General features: G+C 63.0%; 15 protein-coding genes, 2 tRNA genes and 1 pseudogene. 10 read left to right on the forward strand and 8 right to left on the reverse strand.

The genetic code is table 11. The annotated features are described in order from the left end of the window. Positions 1 to 44: 44 nt before the first annotated feature. Positions 45 to 836: an alpha/beta fold hydrolase gene (locus tag NKH99_RS21275; RefSeq protein ID WP_353015377.1), complete on the reverse strand. Its 792-nt coding sequence runs from the start codon at positions 834 to 836 to the stop codon at positions 45 to 47. Positions 837 to 1,158: 322 nt separating this feature from the next. Here NKH99_RS21275 and NKH99_RS21280 point away from each other — a divergent pair. The 6 genes and pseudogenes from NKH99_RS21280 (at position 1,159) to NKH99_RS21305 (ending at position 6,743) form a co-directional block, all read left to right on the forward strand. Continuing rightward, a pseudogene (locus NKH99_RS21280) lies at positions 1,159 to 2,324 on the forward strand (ROK family transcriptional regulator). Then, complete coding sequence (locus tag NKH99_RS21285) at positions 2,321 to 3,085, forward strand: ATP-binding cassette domain-containing protein (protein WP_352471950.1); 765 nt, start codon at positions 2,321 to 2,323, stop codon at positions 3,083 to 3,085. Before NKH99_RS21280 ends, NKH99_RS21285 begins: the two are co-directional and overlap by 4 nt. 39 nt (positions 3,086 to 3,124) lie before the next feature. Beyond that, the gene (locus NKH99_RS21290; protein WP_352471951.1) at positions 3,125 to 4,165 is read left to right on the forward strand and encodes a sugar ABC transporter substrate-binding protein; all 1,041 of its coding nucleotides are present in this window, start codon (positions 3,125 to 3,127) and stop codon (positions 4,163 to 4,165) included. Positions 4,166 to 4,327: 162 nt separating this feature from the next. Further along, positions 4,328 to 5,323, forward strand: a complete 996-nt coding sequence (locus NKH99_RS21295) for an ABC transporter permease (protein ID WP_352977971.1) — start codon at positions 4,328 to 4,330, stop codon at positions 5,321 to 5,323. After that, positions 5,320 to 6,090: an SDR family oxidoreductase gene (locus tag NKH99_RS21300; RefSeq protein ID WP_353015379.1), complete on the forward strand. Its 771-nt coding sequence runs from the start codon at positions 5,320 to 5,322 to the stop codon at positions 6,088 to 6,090. The genes NKH99_RS21295 and NKH99_RS21300 overlap by 4 nt, the downstream gene beginning before the upstream one ends. Beyond that, positions 6,087 to 6,743 carry a GNAT family N-acetyltransferase gene (locus tag NKH99_RS21305; protein ID WP_352471954.1) on the forward strand — a complete coding sequence of 219 codons (657 nt, stop codon included), beginning with the start codon at positions 6,087 to 6,089 and terminating at the stop codon, positions 6,741 to 6,743. The genes NKH99_RS21300 and NKH99_RS21305 overlap by 4 nt, the downstream gene beginning before the upstream one ends. A gap of 182 nt (positions 6,744 to 6,925) precedes the next feature. Here the strand turns inward: NKH99_RS21305 and NKH99_RS21310 are convergent, their stop codons facing one another. Together NKH99_RS21310 and NKH99_RS21315 are read right to left on the reverse strand one after the other, a co-directional pair. Then, positions 6,926 to 7,429: a hypothetical protein gene (locus tag NKH99_RS21310; protein ID WP_352471956.1), complete on the reverse strand. Its 504-nt coding sequence runs from the start codon at positions 7,427 to 7,429 to the stop codon at positions 6,926 to 6,928. 20 nt (positions 7,430 to 7,449) lie between these two features. Continuing rightward, positions 7,450 to 7,525 (reverse strand) — tRNA-Val (locus NKH99_RS21315). A 217-nt stretch (positions 7,526 to 7,742) separates the two neighbouring features. On the opposite strand from NKH99_RS21315, the gene NKH99_RS21320 reads away from it, so the two are divergent. Beyond that, positions 7,743 to 7,819 (forward strand) — tRNA-Asp (locus NKH99_RS21320). A gap of 93 nt (positions 7,820 to 7,912) precedes the next feature. On the opposite strand, the gene rbsK is transcribed toward NKH99_RS21320, so the two are convergent. The 3 genes from rbsK to NKH99_RS21335 are packed head-to-tail and all read right to left on the reverse strand — an operon-like array spanning position 7,913 to position 10,401. Next, on the reverse strand, positions 7,913 to 8,854 hold the full coding sequence (rbsK, locus tag NKH99_RS21325) for a ribokinase (protein ID WP_353015381.1): 942 nt from the start codon (positions 8,852 to 8,854) through the stop codon (positions 7,913 to 7,915). 4 nt (positions 8,855 to 8,858) lie between these two features. Next, the gene (locus tag NKH99_RS21330; RefSeq protein WP_352471958.1) at positions 8,859 to 9,311 is read right to left on the reverse strand and encodes an RbsD/FucU family protein; all 453 of its coding nucleotides are present in this window, start codon (positions 9,309 to 9,311) and stop codon (positions 8,859 to 8,861) included. A gap of 31 nt (positions 9,312 to 9,342) precedes the next feature. Then, positions 9,343 to 10,401: an ABC transporter ATP-binding protein gene (locus tag NKH99_RS21335; RefSeq protein ID WP_352449436.1), complete on the reverse strand. Its 1,059-nt coding sequence runs from the start codon at positions 10,399 to 10,401 to the stop codon at positions 9,343 to 9,345. Positions 10,402 to 10,694: 293 nt separating this feature from the next. Here NKH99_RS21335 and NKH99_RS21340 point away from each other — a divergent pair, with 293 nt between their 5' ends. The 3 genes from NKH99_RS21340 to NKH99_RS21350 all read left to right on the forward strand — a co-directional run bounded on the left by NKH99_RS21340 (position 10,695) and on the right by NKH99_RS21350 (position 14,540). Next, the gene (locus NKH99_RS21340) at positions 10,695 to 12,359 is read left to right on the forward strand and encodes an ABC transporter substrate-binding protein (RefSeq protein WP_023674663.1); all 1,665 of its coding nucleotides are present in this window, start codon (positions 10,695 to 10,697) and stop codon (positions 12,357 to 12,359) included. Between the two features lie 128 nt (positions 12,360 to 12,487). Beyond that, positions 12,488 to 13,609: a carbohydrate ABC transporter permease gene (locus NKH99_RS21345; protein WP_352456633.1), complete on the forward strand. Its 1,122-nt coding sequence runs from the start codon at positions 12,488 to 12,490 to the stop codon at positions 13,607 to 13,609. Between the two features lie 13 nt (positions 13,610 to 13,622). After that, a complete protein-coding gene (locus tag NKH99_RS21350) occupies positions 13,623 to 14,540 on the forward strand; it encodes a carbohydrate ABC transporter permease (RefSeq protein ID WP_352471960.1) in 918 nt (305 codons plus the stop codon). Positions 14,541 to 14,590: 50 nt separating this feature from the next. Here NKH99_RS21350 and NKH99_RS21355 read toward each other — a convergent pair whose 3' ends face one another. Both NKH99_RS21355 and hxlB read right to left on the reverse strand, forming a co-directional pair. Continuing rightward, complete coding sequence (locus NKH99_RS21355) at positions 14,591 to 15,334, reverse strand: creatininase family protein (protein ID WP_353015383.1); 744 nt, start codon at positions 15,332 to 15,334, stop codon at positions 14,591 to 14,593. A gap of 5 nt (positions 15,335 to 15,339) precedes the next feature. Continuing rightward, entirely contained in the window at positions 15,340 to 15,906 is a 567-nt protein-coding gene (hxlB, locus tag NKH99_RS21360) for a 6-phospho-3-hexuloisomerase (RefSeq protein WP_353015385.1), read from the reverse strand. Positions 15,907 to 16,013 lie beyond the last annotated feature (107 nt).

Below are 16,013 nucleotides of genomic sequence, written 5' to 3' on the forward strand. Positions count from 1 at the left end.
GCGCGGCCAACCGCCCGCCAGGCAATATCAAAGATAGATCGCCTTCAGCCCTCAGCAGCGGCCATGAACGCGCCGAGCCGCCGGTTGAACGGCTCACCGGTCTGCTGAACGCTGTGCCCCGCGCCGGCGATCACGGCACGATCGGCACCAAGCACGTTTTCGAGCACGTCGCAGACGGCGTCGAATGCTGCGCTGTGCCCGCCGGATACCACCAGTTTCGGGAACGGCGCATCGGCAAGTTGCCGAAGCGGAATTTCGGCCTCCCATGGCCCGCGTTCGACGACGAGCATGGCCGCGCCTTGCGCGAGCGGGGGCGGCAGCGGGTCTGGCAATTGTGTCGCCGAGCCGACCAGATGGAGGAATTGGCGCAAGAAAAGCGCGGGATCGTCGCGAGGTCCGCTTTGCCAGTGGGCCTTCAGGCGCGTCACGAGTTCATTGACGGCAACATCCCCGCGCGCAAGGTCAAAGGCCGGCGGCTCGATCACCGTGAGCGAACGGATTGCTCGCGGGCGCATCGCTGCTGCAAGAAGAGAGATGACGCCGCCATAGGAATGCCCGACCAGATGGACGCGGCTTTCGTCCCAGAGGTCATGCGTCCGATCGAGGAATCCGGCAACCAGTCTGGCGTCGATGACGAAATCCTCGCGTTCGGCAGGGGAACTTGATCCGTATCCGGGCCGGTCGACCACAACCAGCTTCCAGCGCTCCGCAAGCGGTAGCTGCGCGGACCATGTCATCATGCCGTTCGTGACGCTGCCGTGGACGAACAGAACCGGCGGCCCGTCGCCCCGCACCTCATAGCCGAGATCAATCCCGTCGAGGGTCAGCTTCGGCATCGCATCTCCTCCCGCAGACCGGCGAGAGGAAGCATGCTCCCCGCAACGGAAAGGCGCAACGAACTCCGATCCCTGGCCGGCTCACAGCCGGTTCCGAAATGGGCTTCAGGGCGCTGATCGGAATGCCGGCCAAGGTCATACCCGGCGTCCCGTCCAGCCGGTGGCGCTTCATGCTGGAAAATTGCCTGAGTTGGCCCATCCGCCGGCGGGCGCGAATCCGCCGGCGTTAGAAGGCCTTGGCCACAGGCGAATTATTTTTGAATTCCATTTGACTGAATAAATATTCGGTGCGAACCTCTGCTCTCTCGAGAGGGCGCCAGACATGGCATTGCGCGGGACCAATCAGGAGTTCGGGCGGCCGTATAACCGGCGCATCGTGCTCGAATCCATCCGCCTTCACGGACCGATCGCCCGCGGCGATATCGCCAGGCGGGTCGGACTCACCGTGCAGACGGTGTCAACCATCGTTCGCGAGCTGGAAGAGCACGGTTACGTGCTGTCGTTGCGCGAAGAGCCCAAGGGGCGCGCCTGCCACCGGCAACGCTGCGCATCAATCCGGAAGGCGGCTATGCCGTCGGCATCCACGTCACCCCGCTGGGCATCAATGCCGCCCTGATCAACCTAAGCGGCGATGTTATCGAGAGCACCTACCGCGAAGCCCCAAATGCAACGCCCGACCACGCTTTCGAGCTGATCGGCGCCATGGTGCTCGAATTGACGGCATTGCGGCCCGGTGGCCGCGTTCTCGGCATTGGCATGGCGCTGCCCGGACCGTTCGGCGTGGAGTCCATGAGCTTTGTCGGGCCGACCACCATGACCGGCTGGAAGGATGTGGCGCTGCGCGAGCGGCTGGCCGCCTCGACCGGACTGCCGGCCTTTTTCGAAACCGATATGGCGGCGGCTGCTATCGGCGAGCGCCTCTACGGCCTCGGAACGGCATATTCCGAGTATTACTATCTTTATTTCGGCGTCGGTCTCGGCGGCGTCATGGTGCATGACGGGGCGGCATTGCGCGGCGCCTGGGGAAACGCCGGTGAAATCGGCCACATTCCCGCAGTGCCAGGCGGGGAGCCCTGCCCGTGCGGCAATCGCGGCTGCCTCGAACGGTATCTCTCGCTCGAGGCGCTGCGGCGCCGCAACATCGCCGACGCCGAGTGGGTGAGCGAGATTGCGCCGATCTTCCGCAACGCCGTCACCATCATCGAAAACCTGTTCGATCCCGAAACCATCATCCTCGGCGGGCTGGCGTCCACCGAGCTGCTCGAAAGGCTTGCCGGCGCGGCCGCGCACCTGCCCAATTCGGTCTCGGCGCGAAGCGATCGCACGACGCCCCGCGTCAGCGTCGCGCGCGGCGGCCAGCATGCGGTGTTGCGCGGCGCCGCCGCGCTTGCCGTTTCCGGGGTGCTTTCGCCGCGCTTCGGCCAGATCTTCACCGCCGAGCGCGAACGCGGGCGAGATCTCTTGCATAACAAGGGGATCGCGGCATGAGCGAACCGCTGCTGGTGCTCGACAACGTAGCCAAGAATTACGGCGCCATCGAAGCGCTGAAAGGCATCAGCTTTTCGATCGACAAGGGCGAAGTGGTGGCGCTTCTGGGCGACAACGGCGCCGGCAAATCGACGCTGGTCAAGATCATTGCCGGCGGCCTGGAGCCGACCTCCGGCCGCATGCTGTTCGAAGGCAAGGAATTCCTGGCCAAATCTCCCGCCGAGGCCAAGGCCGCGGGGATCGAGACGGTCTACCAGGACCTGTCGCTTTGCACCAATGTCGACGTGGTCGCCAATTTCTTCATGGGCCGCGAGATCACCAGGAAGGTTCTCGGCATTCCGGTGCTCGACGAGCGCGCCATGGAGCAGGTGGTGCAAAAGGCGCTGGCCAGCGCCGGCACCCGCATTCCCTCGCTTCGCACCAATGTCGAGCACCTCTCCGGCGGCCAGCGGCAGGCCATCGAGCTCAACCGGTTCGTGCATTTTGGCGGCAAGCTAGTGCTTCTCGACGAGCCGTTCGCGGCGCTCGGTGTCGAGCAGACGCGGCGCGGCCTCGACATGATCCGCCAGGTGGCGAGCCAGGGCATCGGCGTCGTCATCATCACCCATATCATGCAACAGGCCTTCCAGGTCGCCGACCGGATCGTGGTGATCCGGCAAGGCGTCGTGGCGGGCGATGTCGCACGCAACAAAACAAGTCCCGACGCGGTGATCAACATGATCACCGGAGAGACGCTCGCCGGTGCCGGACCGGCGAACTGAGGGACAAATGAGGGGTCCGGCGCAAGAGGAGCGAACGACATGAAGAAAATACTTCTTTCCGTCTTCGGTATCCTGGCACTGGCCTTTGCCACGCTCACGCCGGCATTCGCCCAGTCCAAGGGCACCGTCTACTACATGGTGCCGACATTGCTCGATGAGTTCCAGACCGGCTCGGTGAGCGCGCTGGAACTGTTCCTGAAGCAGGTCGGCTACGAGATGAAGACGTTGAACGCCGACAACAAGACCGACGCTCAGCAATCGCAGATGAACGACGTCATCGCGCTGAAGCCGGCGGCGATCATCCTTGCCGCCGTCGATTTCAATGCGCTGAAACCGTCGATCGAGGCGGCCCGTGCCGCCGGCATCCCGGTCGTCGAGTTCGACCGCCAGATCACCTCGACCCCGTCCGACTTCACCTCGGTGGCCGGAACCGTCGAGATCGGCTACGTCGCCGCCGACCAGGCACAAAAGCTCCTGACCGCGAAGAACGGCTCGGTGAAGGGCAAGATCCTGCAGGTGCTCGGCGATCCGGGCGATCCCTACACGCTCGACATCCAGAAGGGTTTCGAGGAGAAAATGAAGGCGTTCCCGGACGTCAAGATCATCTCGCTGCCGGCCATGCAATGGGAGGCCAGCAACGCCGGCACCATCGTTGCCGACCAGATGCTCGCCAACCCCGACATCGACCTGATCTTCAGCCATGCCGCGCATCTTTCGGTCGCTGCCGTCGCCTCGCTCGAGGCCGCCGGCAAGAAGCCGGGCGACGTCATGCTGATGAGCTCGAACGGCGCTCCGGTCGGCCTCGACCTGATCCGCAAGGGCTGGCTCAACGTCGAAGTCGAGCAGCCGCTCTACGCGCAGGCCGCGGCGGTCGCGATGTTCATGGACAAGGTGGTCAACAAGCAGGAGATCAAGCCCGGCGAATATGATGTGCTTGGCCTGAAATCAACCCTGACCAAGGAAGCGTGGGGACCGAACATCAAGATCCCCGGCGCTGCGATCACCAAGGAAAATGTCGATAACCCGGCCTTCTGGGGCAACATGAAGCCGCCGACCGAAACCATAAAGCCGGTCGAATAGCGAACTCGCCAGAAGCTCCGGGCCATGCCGGCCCGGAGCCCAGCCCTGCAGCCCGGGTGCGTTCAAACGGACGCGCGCGGGAATGCTGCAGCAATTTTCAACCACGCCTGATAGTCCGAAAACCGAGTGGTTTTTCGGGGTCGGCGCCAACCGGATCCTGAGATGAACCCCCGCACGCGCCAAACCCTCGAGCTCATCCTCGACAATCTTGTCTGGTTCATGCTGGTCTTCGTGCTGGTGGTCTTTTCCATCCTTATCCCGAACTACTTCCAACTCGGTATCTTCGCCAACATCATCGAGGCGTCGAGCGTGCTCGGCGTGATGTCGATCGGCCTGGCGCTGGTCATCATCGCCGGCCATATGGACCTGTCGGTCGAATCGGTGGCGGCGCTCAGCGCCATGGCGGTCGGCATCCTGTTCTGCTCGTCCGGCATCGGCCTTGGCGTCCAGTTGCAGCCGCAATGGCTCATGGTTCCGGTTTCGCTGCTCATCGCGCTTGCCATCGGCGGCCTCATTGGCGCCTTCAACGGCTATCTGGTGGTCAGGGTCAAGATGAGCGCCTTCATAATCACGCTGGCTTCTTACATCTGGGTGCGCGGCCTGGTGCTGGTCATTTCCGGCGGCCGCTCGGCGCAGGACCTTGCGCCGGCGATCCGCTGGTTCGCCATCCAGCGCCTGCTCGGCCTGCCGCTCACCGCCTGGATCGCGATTGCCTGTTTCGTCATCTCTTCGCTGGTCATGGCCAAGACGCCCTTCGGCCGCCATCTGGTCATGATCGGTGGCAACGAGACGGCGACCTTCCGCGCCGGCATCCGCGTCAACCGCAACCTCGTCATAGCCTTCGTTCTCGCCGGCGCCATCGCCGGCCTTGCCGGCTGGCTGCTGGCGATCCGCACCTCCGGAGCCAGCGCCAATCTCGGTGCGGGATTCTTGTTCAACGCCTTTGCCGCCGTCGTCATCGGCGGCGTCAGCCTGAAAGGCGGTGTCGGCACCCTGCCCGGCGTCTATGCCGGCGTGCTGCTACTCTCGGCGATCAACACGGCGATCAATTTGATGGGCCTGCCAGCCAATTTCACCCTGGTGATACACGGCCTGCTGGTGCTTGCCGCCGTGCTGCTCGACGCATTCAGGCAGACAATCCGCCAGAGGCTGGCATGACCGGCCGTCTGAAAGATAAGGTCGCGCTGATCGTCGGCAGCGCACGTGGCATCGGCAAGGGCATCGCACAGCGTTTTGCCGAAGAGGGCGCGACGCTTGTCCTGGCCGATACCGAGGCTGAGGTCGGGCAAGCGACTGCGGACGAGCTCGGTGCCGCCTTCATACGCACCGACATCTCGCAGATGGCCGATGCGCAGGCCGCCGTGGCGCTGGCCCTCGACCGTCACGGCCGACTCGATATCATGGTGCAGAATGCCGGCATCTATCCCTGGCAATTGCTGGAAAACACCAGTTCCGACGACTGGGACCGGGTCATGGCGGTGAACTTGCGCGGCAGCTTCATCGCCGCACGCGCGGCGCTGGTGCCGATGAAGGCGCAGCATTTTGGCCGCATGCTGTTCACCTCCTCGATCACTGGCCCGCATGTCACCAGCCCCGGCCACGGCCATTATTCAGCGACCAAGGCCGGCATCAATGGGCTGATCCGTTCGGCTGCGCTCGAATTCTCGGGCTACGGCATTACGGTCAACGGCGTCGAGCCCGGCAACATCCTCACCGAAGGCATAGAGCAGCATCGCGGTGCGGCCTTCATCAAGAACATGGAAGACGCCATTCCGCTCGGCCGGCTCGGCAGCCCGCGCGACGTGGCCAACGCCTTCCTGTTCCTGGCCTCTGACGATGCCAGCTACATCACCGGCACGACCATCATCGTCGACGGCGGGCAGCTTTTGCCCGAGGGCAAGGATTTCCGGCTGCTGCCGCCATGATCCTCGATTTCGGCGGCGGTTTCTTCCTGCGCCGGGCGACCACCGCCGATCATGCAGCGCTTGCGATGATCTGTCTCAAGACCGGCGATGCCGGCAAGGATGCCAGCGGCCGCGAGGACGACCCGGACCTGCTCGGCCTCCTCTACACTATTCCCTACCAGGTGCTCGAACCCGATCTGGCCTTCATTATCGATAGCCCCACAGGTGCGGCCGGCTATCTGCTTGGCGCAGCCGATACGGGCGCTTTCAATGCCAGCCTGGCATCAGACTGGTATCCGGACCTGCAGCGGCGCGTGGTAGACCCGGGACCCGACAACTCGCGCTGGCGCGGCAGCGACTGGGCGCGGTACCGGATCCACCACCCCGATTTCGCTGTTCCGCCTGCGCTGGCGGCCTACCCGTCGCATGGCCATATCGACCTGTTGCCGCAAGCGCGCGGGAAAGGCATCGGCAGGCGCGCGATGGCCTTCCTCGAGCAGCGCCTTGCCGCGAGCGGCTCGACCGGCATCCACCTCGAAGTCATGCCGGAGAACGATGGTGCGCTAAGGTTTTATAGGACGATCGGATTTCGGGTGCTGCAGCACCCGGACCTGCCGATGCATTGCGTTTACATCGGAAAACGGCTTGCTCATCGGGCAGAAGCTGCACGCTGAGCCGCGGCAAGCAATCGCACAACCTGCATGGACACTGACCGGGAGGATTATGGAAGTACAATGCTGCGGTGCTGCAGCAACCATGTGCCTCCGCGTGAACACCTTTGCCGCACCAACCGAACCTTCTGGAAGGCGCCAGGCCAACACGGTGCGGGCTAATCAGAGTGTTGGCGGAGCGTCTACTAGTGCAGTATGGGCGGCAGGGGAACATCCGCGACCGTTCCCCCGGCCACAATCGAGAGCACATAAAGCAGATAAATGGCTAATACCAACAGGGCGAGGAATGAACCGCTGGCAAAGACTCCTGCAACCGCGGCGTCGGGATAAGCTTCGACTTGTTCTTTCTTGAAGGTGTCTTCTTCGTTACGGGTTGTCTTCACAACCCGATCGCCTGGAAGCCGGTTTTTTTCAGCTTCCTTCGATATCTTATCCGCGAGATCTCCTGCGATCACGGGATCGTCCGGAAGATGACTCGCAAGCCATCCAGGAATATTTTCGCTCCCGCCCATGCCCATACGCAATTGAGATACTGCAAGTTGTAGCTTTCGGCAATCGTTTCCCTCATGAGAGGCAAGCAGATCAGACTTAAGTCCCTGCGGAAAGACAGTTTGAATCAGACCAAAGTCCGAGTAGCACAGTGGTCGGATGCGTCTCACCTGGCGATCAGCTTGAGCGGTGTAGCCCAAACTGAACACATCGAGGAAAATGGTGGGCGATGACGGGCTCGAACCGCCGACATCTTCGGTGTAAACGAAGCGCTCTACCAACTGAGCTAATCGCCCGCTCCGGGCCGGACCTTTAAGCAGTTAGGACCGGCTTCGCAAGGCCAAATGAGCGGCCAGTGGCTTGGCCGGGAGCCGGTTTCGGCAACAAAGTTCGGCTTGTCAAAAAACCTTCTGCTGTTTGCTGTTATGCTGTCCGGGTCCGCTTGACACCCGGTGGCTTACCCCTTATCCACCGCCCCAACGACGAACACGGCTGACACGTGCTCGTCCATGCGCGGGTGTAGCTCAGTTGGTTAGAGTGCCGGCCTGTCACGCCGGAGGTCGCGGGTTCGAGCCCCGTCACTCGCGCCATTTCTCCTTTGGGGTCACGTCCCCTGGTGTCGGAGAAATGTCGACGTTGATTTGTCAGAAACCGTCGTCGTTCATGATGTAATCCATACGGTCTCACCTCTTGGCGAGCAGCGCCTCGATTTCCTGCAGCGTCGGCATGGACGGGGCGGTGCCTGGGCGCGTCACCGAGATGCCGGCGACGGCGCAGGCGAAGCGCACCGCTTCCAGAGGTTCGATCCCCCTCGACAGCGCGGCAGCCAGGCCGCCGTTGAAGGCGTCGCCCGCGCCTGTGGTCTCGACCACCGGGCCGGCGGCGACCGCTGCGACATGCTCGGAACGGTCGGCCGTGTGCAGCAGCGCACCGTTTTCGCCAAGCGTCACGATGACTGCCCCAACGCCCTTCTCAAGCAGGCTGTCGGCGGCACGGCGGGCGTCGTCGATCGAGGACACCTTGATGCCGGTCAGTTCCTCGGCCTCGGTTTCGTTCGGCGTGACATAGTCGCAAAGCGTGTAGATGCGGTCCGGAAGCCTGGCCGCGGGCGCCGGGTTGAGGATGGTGGTCACCCCTGCCCCGCGCGCGATCTCCAGCGCCCGCAGCGCCGCCTCGATCGGCTGTTCGAGCTGGGTGACGAAAACGCCGGCCGCGCGGATCAGGCCGGCATTTGCCTCGATATCGGCGGGCGAGATCAGCATCGCCGCACCCGGACTGACGATGATCGCGTTGTTGCCGCTCGTCTCCTCGATGAAGATATAGGCGGCACCGGTGTAGCTTTCCGGTGTGTCGATGACGGCGCTCTTCACGCCGGCGTGCGACCAGGTCTGTCTCGCCATATCGGCAAAGGGGTCGACGCCGAGGCGGGTAAGGAAGGTGACGTCGGCGCCGAGCCGGCCGGCCGCCACCGCCTGGTTCGAGCCCTTGCCGCCGGGGCCGAGCGTGAAGGACGTGCCCAGGATCGTCTCGCCCATGCGCGGCTGGCGGGCGGCGCGGTAGGCCGTATCGGCGACGAAGACGCCCAATATGACAACCGGCTTCATGACGATCGGATTCGCCGGCATCCCGCTACTCCGCATCCGGTGGCACGACGCCCTTGCGGAACGCAAAACAGCCATAGAAGCGGCGCTCGCCGGTCTGGATGACGCAATAGGCCTTCTTGGCGCGTTCGTAGAAGGCGTAGCGCTCGACCGAGATCATCGGCCAGGCCTTGCCCTCGGCGGCATCGATCTCTTTTTGCACTTCCTTCTGCACGGCGGGAATGTCGTCCGGCTTGCCGACGATCTCCATGCGCGCGGCGGCATCGTCGACGAAGGTGTCCAGCGGATAGAGCGACAGTACCGCCTTGACCACGTCGGCCGCCGACGCATCGATGCGCAGCAGCCGGCCAAGCACGGTCTGGCGCGCCACCGAATCGGACGGGAAATTGGTGTCGGCGATAATCAGATCGTCACCGTGGCCCATCGCCCGCAGCGCCTGCAGCACATCGGCATTGAGCAGCGGATTGATTCCTTTGAGCATGGTATTCCTCGCGAAGTTTGCTGGGGCGAAATCAGAGACGCTTGCCGGTCTCTGCGTCGAAGAGATGCACCTGGTCGAGCCGCGGTTTCAGGTGCAGTGTGTCGCCCGGCTTGAAGTCGTGGCGCTCACGGAACAGCGCCACCATCTCGCCCTCGCCGAAGCGCAGGAACACCAAAGTCTCGGAACCGGTCGGCTCGACCACCGAAATCTTCGCCGGAACACCATCGGGATGGATTTCGAGATGCTCGGGCCGCACGCCGTAGACGACATTACGGCCATCCTCGACGGCACTGGTCGCCGCAATCGGGAACGGCGTCCCGGCGATCTCGACGACAGGCTTGTCGCCCTTGCGCACGACGCCCTTGAGCAGGTTCATCGAGGGTGAGCCGATGAAGCCGGCGACAAACAGGTTGGCCGGCCGGTCGAATAATTCCAGCGGCGCGCCGACCTGTTCGATGCGACCGTCGCGCATCACCACGATCTTGTCGGCCATGGTCATCGCCTCGATCTGGTCGTGGGTGACGTAGATGGTGGTGGTCTTCAGCCGCTGGTGCAGTTCCTTGATCTCGGTGCGCATCTGGACACGCAGCTTGGCGTCGAGATTGGAGAGCGGCTCGTCGAAGAGGAACACCTGCGGGTTGCGCACGATGGCGCGGCCCATGGCGACGCGCTGGCGCTGGCCGCCAGAGAGCTGGCGCGGATAGCGCTTGAGGTAGGGATTGAGGTCGAGGATGTCGGCGGCGCGCTTGACCCGCTCAGTGACCACCGCCGGGTCGGTTTTGCGCAGCTTGAGAGCAAAGGCCATGTTCTGCTCGACCGTCTTGTGCGGATAGAGCGCGTAGTTCTGGAACACCATGGCGATGTCGCGCTTGGCCGGCGGCAGATGGTTGACGATGCGCTCGCCGATGGCGATGGTGCCGCCGGAGACCGTCTCCAGCCCGGCCACCATCCTCAGCAGCGTGGACTTGCCGCAGCCGGAAGGCCCGACCAGCACCACGAACTGCCCGTCGGCGATGTCGACGCTGACATCGTGCAGAACCTTGACGGTTCCGAACGCCTTGGCCACATTGCGGATCGCGACTTGAGCCATCATTCCCCCTTCAGTTGCCGTGAAGCTAAACAACGCAAACGGCGAGGGCAAGTCAGTCTCTTATAGATAAAAAACCCATTCACGTTGACACCGCACTTCGTTGTGCGAATAGTGACAGTGTCCGGCTTATGACCCTGTTCCGGGCGCACCGGTACGCTTGTCCGGCACTGAATGCCAAGCGTCGCGGGAGGGAGAATTCGGGCCGCTATTTACCGGAGTCGCTGTCGTTGGGGAACATAATCGGCGCTCCACCATCTGAACCAATTCACAATTGACCTTCTGGGAGGAACGAAATGAAAGTCAGCCTTTATAACCAACTTGTCCGCGCCGGGGCCACCCGCCGCGACGTGCTGAAGGGAGCGGCCAGCATGGCCGCCCTCGCGGCGGCCTCAAGCGCCGGACTTGGTGCGCTGACGCGCACGGCTGCGGCCGCCGACGACCTGCGCGCGCAGATCCTGCAGATTCCGGGTGTCGGCAAGGGTCAGCCGACCGATGCCGACTTCCAGCAGGTCGGCGAGCTTTGCCTTGGCGCCACCAAGGCCAATGTCAAGGAAGGCGAATTCGCCGGTGTCGAACTCACCTTCATGGGCCTCAACAACCAGAACCTGCACAATGTGCTGTTTCGCGGCTTCCTGAAGCCGTGGGAGACCTATACCGGCGCCAAGATCAACTGGATCGACCTGGCGCAGGCTGACTACAACGCCCGCCTGCAGCAGTCGATCGCGACCGGCACCGTCGATTTCGACATCATCGAAATGGGGGCACCGTTCGAAGGCGACGTCTGCGGCAAGGGTCTCACCTCCGAGATGCCGGACTGGGTCAAGGACCAGATCGACATGAAGGATGTCGTGGCCTATCTGCAGCCGCCGGTGGGCACATGGGACGGCAAGCAATATCGCGTGACCGTTGACGGCGACGCACATAATTTCAACTACCGCACCGACGTGTTTGCCGATGCCGACCTCGCCAAGGCCTGGAAGGACGGCGGCGGAGAAGGCGAATGGGGCGTGCCGAAGACCTGGCAGCAGGTGCAGGCGGTGACGAAGTTCCTCAAGGGCAAGCAGGTGAAAGGCCAGGACGTCTTTGGCTATCTCGATGCGCCCAAGCCCTGGGGCGGTTTCGGCTTTTATTTCCTCGGCAGCCGCGCCAGCGCCTACGCCAAGCATCCCGATGACAAGGCCTGGCTGTTTGATGCCGACACGATGAAGCCGCGCGTTAACAATCCGGCATGGGTGCGGGCGATCCAGGACGTCATCGATGCCCTGCCCTCCGAACCTGCCGACCAGATCAACGCCGACCCGAACACCACCGCCTTCCAGCAATTCCTGGCAGGCACCGGTTCGATGGTTACCTGGTGGGGCGACGTCGGTTCGAACGTCAAGACCAACGATTCCTCGGTCGTCGGCGACATCACCGGCTTCTCGATCCTGCCGGGCTCGGACGATGTCTACAACTCCAAGACCGGCCAGTGGGACAAGCTCGCCAGCGGCCCGAACCATGCGCCGAACTGCGCCTATCTCGGCTGGGGCGTTTACGTCATGGCCCGCGTCGACAGCGACGAAAAGAAGAAGAAGGCGGCATGGTCTGCCGCTGCCCACCTCGGCGGCAAGGACCTGTCGCTCTGGTGCGCGGCCTATCCGTCGGGTTTCCAGCCCTATCGCAACTCGCATTTCAACATTCCGGAATGGGTGGCGGCGGGCTACGACGAGGCGTTCATCACCTCGTATCTGAAGTCGGAAGCCGACAGCTACAACCATCCAAACGCGGCGATCGAGCCGCGCATCCCCGGCATCTTCCAGTACTACAGCGCCGCCGAGGACATTTTGGCCAACACCTTTGCCGGCAAGATGAAGGCGCAGGAAGGCGCCGACGCCATCGCAGCCGCCTGGGAGAAGCTGACCGACCAGATCGGCCGCGACAAACAGGTCAAGCTCTACAAGGCATCGCTCGGCATGTAGGCTGAGATCGTTAAACCTGGTCCGGCGGCGCACAGCCGCCGGACATCCGCTTTACCGGCCCGGCCTCGATCGGCTCGGCCGGTCATCGAGCCTCCTGTGAACAGGCAAGACGCGTGGCTGACCGGACCCTGGCTGACCAGACTTTGTCGACAAGTGAATGGCCGGCAGGCGCCGTGCCATCCGACCTGATTCCGCGGAGCCGCAAACGGCTTGGCTGGGCGCTGATGGCTGCTGCGACGCTCGGCCTTCTGGCGGTGATCGCGCTGCAAATCCTCTACAAGAGCGAGGTCGACACCATCGGCTTCGACACCTGGCGGCCGGTGGTCTACGCCTACGTGCTGTGGGGTGTCGCGCTCGGCATCGGCCAGGTGCTGACGCGCGGCGAGGACGGCCAGCGCGCGCTGTTCCTGCTGCCGGCGCTGCTGTTTACCATTGCCATGGTGATCTTCCCGACGCTGTTCGGCTTCTACATCGCGCTGACCGACTGGAACCTCAGTTCCTTCAGCGGACGGCAGTTCAACGGGCTCGACAATTTCTGGCAGATGCTGAACGACGCCTATTATCGCAACGCGCTGTTCAACATGGTGCTCTACGTGCTGGCGGTGTTCGTCGAATATGTCATCGCCTTCGGCCTGGCGCTGCTGCTCAACGCGCAGATTAGGGCACGAAAATTCTTCCGCGTCGTGTTTCTCATGCCGCTGATGCTGTCGCCGGTGGCGGTGTCGTGGATGATCGGCAAGTCGCTGATGGAATACCGCTTCGGGCCCGCCGCGACGCTGGCGCGGCATCTCGGCTGGGAAAACCCGGCCTTCTTCTCCAACCCGATCACCGCCCGCATCTCGATCATGGTGCTCGACGCGTGGACGTTCATCCCGTTCATGATGATCATGCTGCTCGCCGGCCTGCAGGCAATGTCGCGCGAGGTGCTCGAGGCAGCGCGTGTCGATGGCGCCACCGCCTGGCAGACCTTCTGGCAGGTCACCTTCCCGCTGATGCTGCCGGTGTCGGTGACAGCGGTCATCCTGCGCATCATCTTCAAGCTGAAGCTCGCCGACATCATCATCACCGTCACCTCCGGCGGGCCGGGCGGCGCGACCGATTCGGTGTCCAGTTTCATCTACCGCGAATATCGCGACCGTTCGAACGTCGGCTACGGCACGATGCTGGCGATGGCCTATTTGATCATCATCATCGTGTTCGTGACCTGGCTGCTGAAGTTCGCCAGCCGCTTCGTGCGCAACGTCAACTGATCGGGCCGGCAAGATGAGCGTTCAGACCACCGACTATGCCGCTTCCGAAATCCGCTCGCCGGCGAGCTTCCTCGCTAACCGCGTCTTCATCTATGGCGCGCTCATCTTCTGGGCTTTCATCTGCCTGTTCCCGATCTATTGGACGATAACCACTTCGTTCAAGACCGCGGTCGACGTCACCCAGGGCCATCTGATCCCGTTCGTCGACTTCCGGCCCGACTGGAAAGGCTGGCGTTCGCTCGGCCTGTCGCCGGACTCGATCTTTCGGACGTCGACGGTCCGCGACGAATTCATCAAGCGCTTCATGAATTCGGTCATCACTTCGGTCGGCGCGTCGAGCCTCGCCATCGTCATCGGCAGCCTCGCCGCCTACGGGCTGACCCGCTATCGTTACAAGTTTGCCTGGTTCAGGAACGAGGATATTTCCTTCTTCTTCCTGTCTCAGCTGATCCTGCCGCCGGTGGTTTTGGCCTTGCCCTTCCTCGTGCTTTACCGGGAGGTCGGCCTGCTCGACACACGCGTCGGGCTGATCCTGCTCTATACGCTGATGGTGCTGCCGATCGTCATCTGGATCATGCGCGACCAGTTCAACTCCATCCCGGTGGAGCTGGAGGAGGCAGCACTCGTCGACGGCCTGTCGATCTGGGGCGCCTTCTTGCGCATCGTCATGCCGATCGCCCTGCCGGGCATGGTCGCCGCCTTCATCCTGGCGATGGTGCTGTGCTGGAACGAGTATTTCTTCGCCGCGCTTTTGACCTCGACCGACGCAAAAACCATTCCTGTCATGGTGGCCAGCCAGACCGGCTCACAAGGCATCAACTGGTGGTCAATGGCGGCGCTTGCCACCGCCGCCATCACACCGCTCGCCGTCATCGGCATCGCGCTCGAGCGTTACCTGATCATGGGCATGACAGCGGGCGCGGTGAAATAACTGCGCCGGCTCTCCCTTCTCCCCTTGTTGCGGGAGAAGGGAAAAGCGCGCTAACCTGAAAGTGTTGCCCGCAAATGCTCGAGGATCATGGCAACCCCTTTTTGCCCCAACTCCACCGAGGCTTCGGGCGCACTTGCCGTGTACCAGCCGGTGTTGTCGGCGAAGCGGCCGGCATCCACCGCCTCCGGGCACAGCGCCAGCATCAGCGACGTCTCGCCGATGCCGGCATGGTCGAACGGGTACTGGCTGTGCATTGAGGCCGGCATCAACGGATGCACCTGCACCCAGTTGAAGAAATTGCTGCCCTCGGCGTGTTCGGCATAATAGTCAGCCATCGCCGCAGAGCCCCACCAGCCTTCGCCACGTTCTTTCTCCAGGAAGCGGAAGATCGCCTGCCGGCCGGCGGCCTTGAAGGCGAGATCGGTTGGCATGCCGGCGGCAAAATTTTCGGTCTGGTGGTGAATGATGGCGTGGATGTTGCGGAAGCCGATGCGCAGCAGGCTATAGAACAGTTCTTCCGCGAATGGCGCCAGCACATTGCCGCCGACCTGCAGCGAACCACTGCCCTCCGGTGCTGCAACAGCATAGCTCGCCGCGCCGTAATAGAAGGGCGGCAGAATGACGATCTCGGCTTCTTTTTCGAACAGTTCCAGGCTCTTGACCACCGCCAGCGTGTCCATGCCGACGGCCATGTGCTCGCCGTGATATTCAAGCACACCCAGCGGCAACACGACCGGCCAGTTTTCGGCGATCACCTTGCGTATCTGATGCGGCAGCATCAATTCGTAGCGCATGACACCTACTCCATATTGGTGTGGCGGGCGCGCATCGCTTCCGCCGAGACGCCGGTCAGGTCCCTGAGCTTCAGCACCATCACTTCGAAGAGGACGAACAGCGCGCCTTCGAACACCGAGCCCATCGGCAGGACGGATGTCTTTTCGGGACCCTGGTCGTCGGCCATGGTCTGAGCCGGGATAAGCAGTGTGAAGTCGGCCAGCTTTGCGGCAGTGCTGTCGGCTTGCGCGGTGAGCAGCAGGACTGTGGCACCGGCCTCGCGCGCGGCCTGCATCAAGGTCAGCACCGTCGACGTCTCACCCGGGCCGGAACTGGCGAGGAAGACATCGCCCTCGCCCAGCGGCGGCGTGGTCACGTCGCCGACGACCGACACCGGCAGACCGAGATGATAGAGCCGCATGGCAAAACCCTTGACCTGCAGCGCCTCGCGGCCGCAGCCATAGGTGACGATCTTTTTCGCACCGGCCAAGATGGCGCAAGCGGCGTCGATGCGGCTTGCGTCGATACGCTCCAGCACGGTGCCAAGCTCGTTCAGCGCAATCCCAAACAGGTTTTCGCCGGCGTCCGTCATGACATTTGCACCAGCCTGCCGGTGCCGGAGAACCATTTGAATATCTTAGTCACCTTTGCCCCGAACAGCTTGTTTTCATTCATGCTATCACCGCGAAAATCGGTGTC

It is taken from the genome of Mesorhizobium sp. M0854 (assembly GCF_040319815.1).
Lineage (GTDB): Bacteria > Pseudomonadota > Alphaproteobacteria > Rhizobiales > Rhizobiaceae > Mesorhizobium.

Coding starts and splice junctions, on each gene's coding strand:
- NKH99_RS21275 (WP_353015377.1), bottom strand. CDS start 836: ATGCCGAAGCTGACCCTCGACGGGATTGATCTCGGCTATGAGGTGCGG.
- NKH99_RS21285 (WP_352471950.1), top strand. CDS start 2,321: ATGAGCGAACCGCTGCTGGTGCTCGACAACGTAGCCAAGAATTACGGC.
- NKH99_RS21290 (WP_352471951.1), top strand. CDS start 3,125: ATGAAGAAAATACTTCTTTCCGTCTTCGGTATCCTGGCACTGGCCTTT.
- NKH99_RS21295 (WP_352977971.1), top strand. CDS start 4,328: ATGAACCCCCGCACGCGCCAAACCCTCGAGCTCATCCTCGACAATCTT.
- NKH99_RS21300 (WP_353015379.1), top strand. CDS start 5,320: ATGACCGGCCGTCTGAAAGATAAGGTCGCGCTGATCGTCGGCAGCGCA.
- NKH99_RS21305 (WP_352471954.1), top strand. CDS start 6,087: ATGATCCTCGATTTCGGCGGCGGTTTCTTCCTGCGCCGGGCGACCACC.
- rbsK (WP_353015381.1), bottom strand. CDS start 8,854: ATGCCGGCGAATCCGATCGTCATGAAGCCGGTTGTCATATTGGGCGTC.
- NKH99_RS21330 (WP_352471958.1), bottom strand. CDS start 9,311: ATGCTCAAAGGAATCAATCCGCTGCTCAATGCCGATGTGCTGCAGGCG.
- NKH99_RS21335 (WP_352449436.1), bottom strand. CDS start 10,401: ATGGCTCAAGTCGCGATCCGCAATGTGGCCAAGGCGTTCGGAACCGTC.
- NKH99_RS21340 (WP_023674663.1), top strand. CDS start 10,695: ATGAAAGTCAGCCTTTATAACCAACTTGTCCGCGCCGGGGCCACCCGC.
- NKH99_RS21350 (WP_352471960.1), top strand. CDS start 13,623: ATGAGCGTTCAGACCACCGACTATGCCGCTTCCGAAATCCGCTCGCCG.
- NKH99_RS21355 (WP_353015383.1), bottom strand. CDS start 15,334: ATGCGCTACGAATTGATGCTGCCGCATCAGATACGCAAGGTGATCGCC.
- hxlB (WP_353015385.1), bottom strand. CDS start 15,906: ATGACGGACGCCGGCGAAAACCTGTTTGGGATTGCGCTGAACGAGCTT.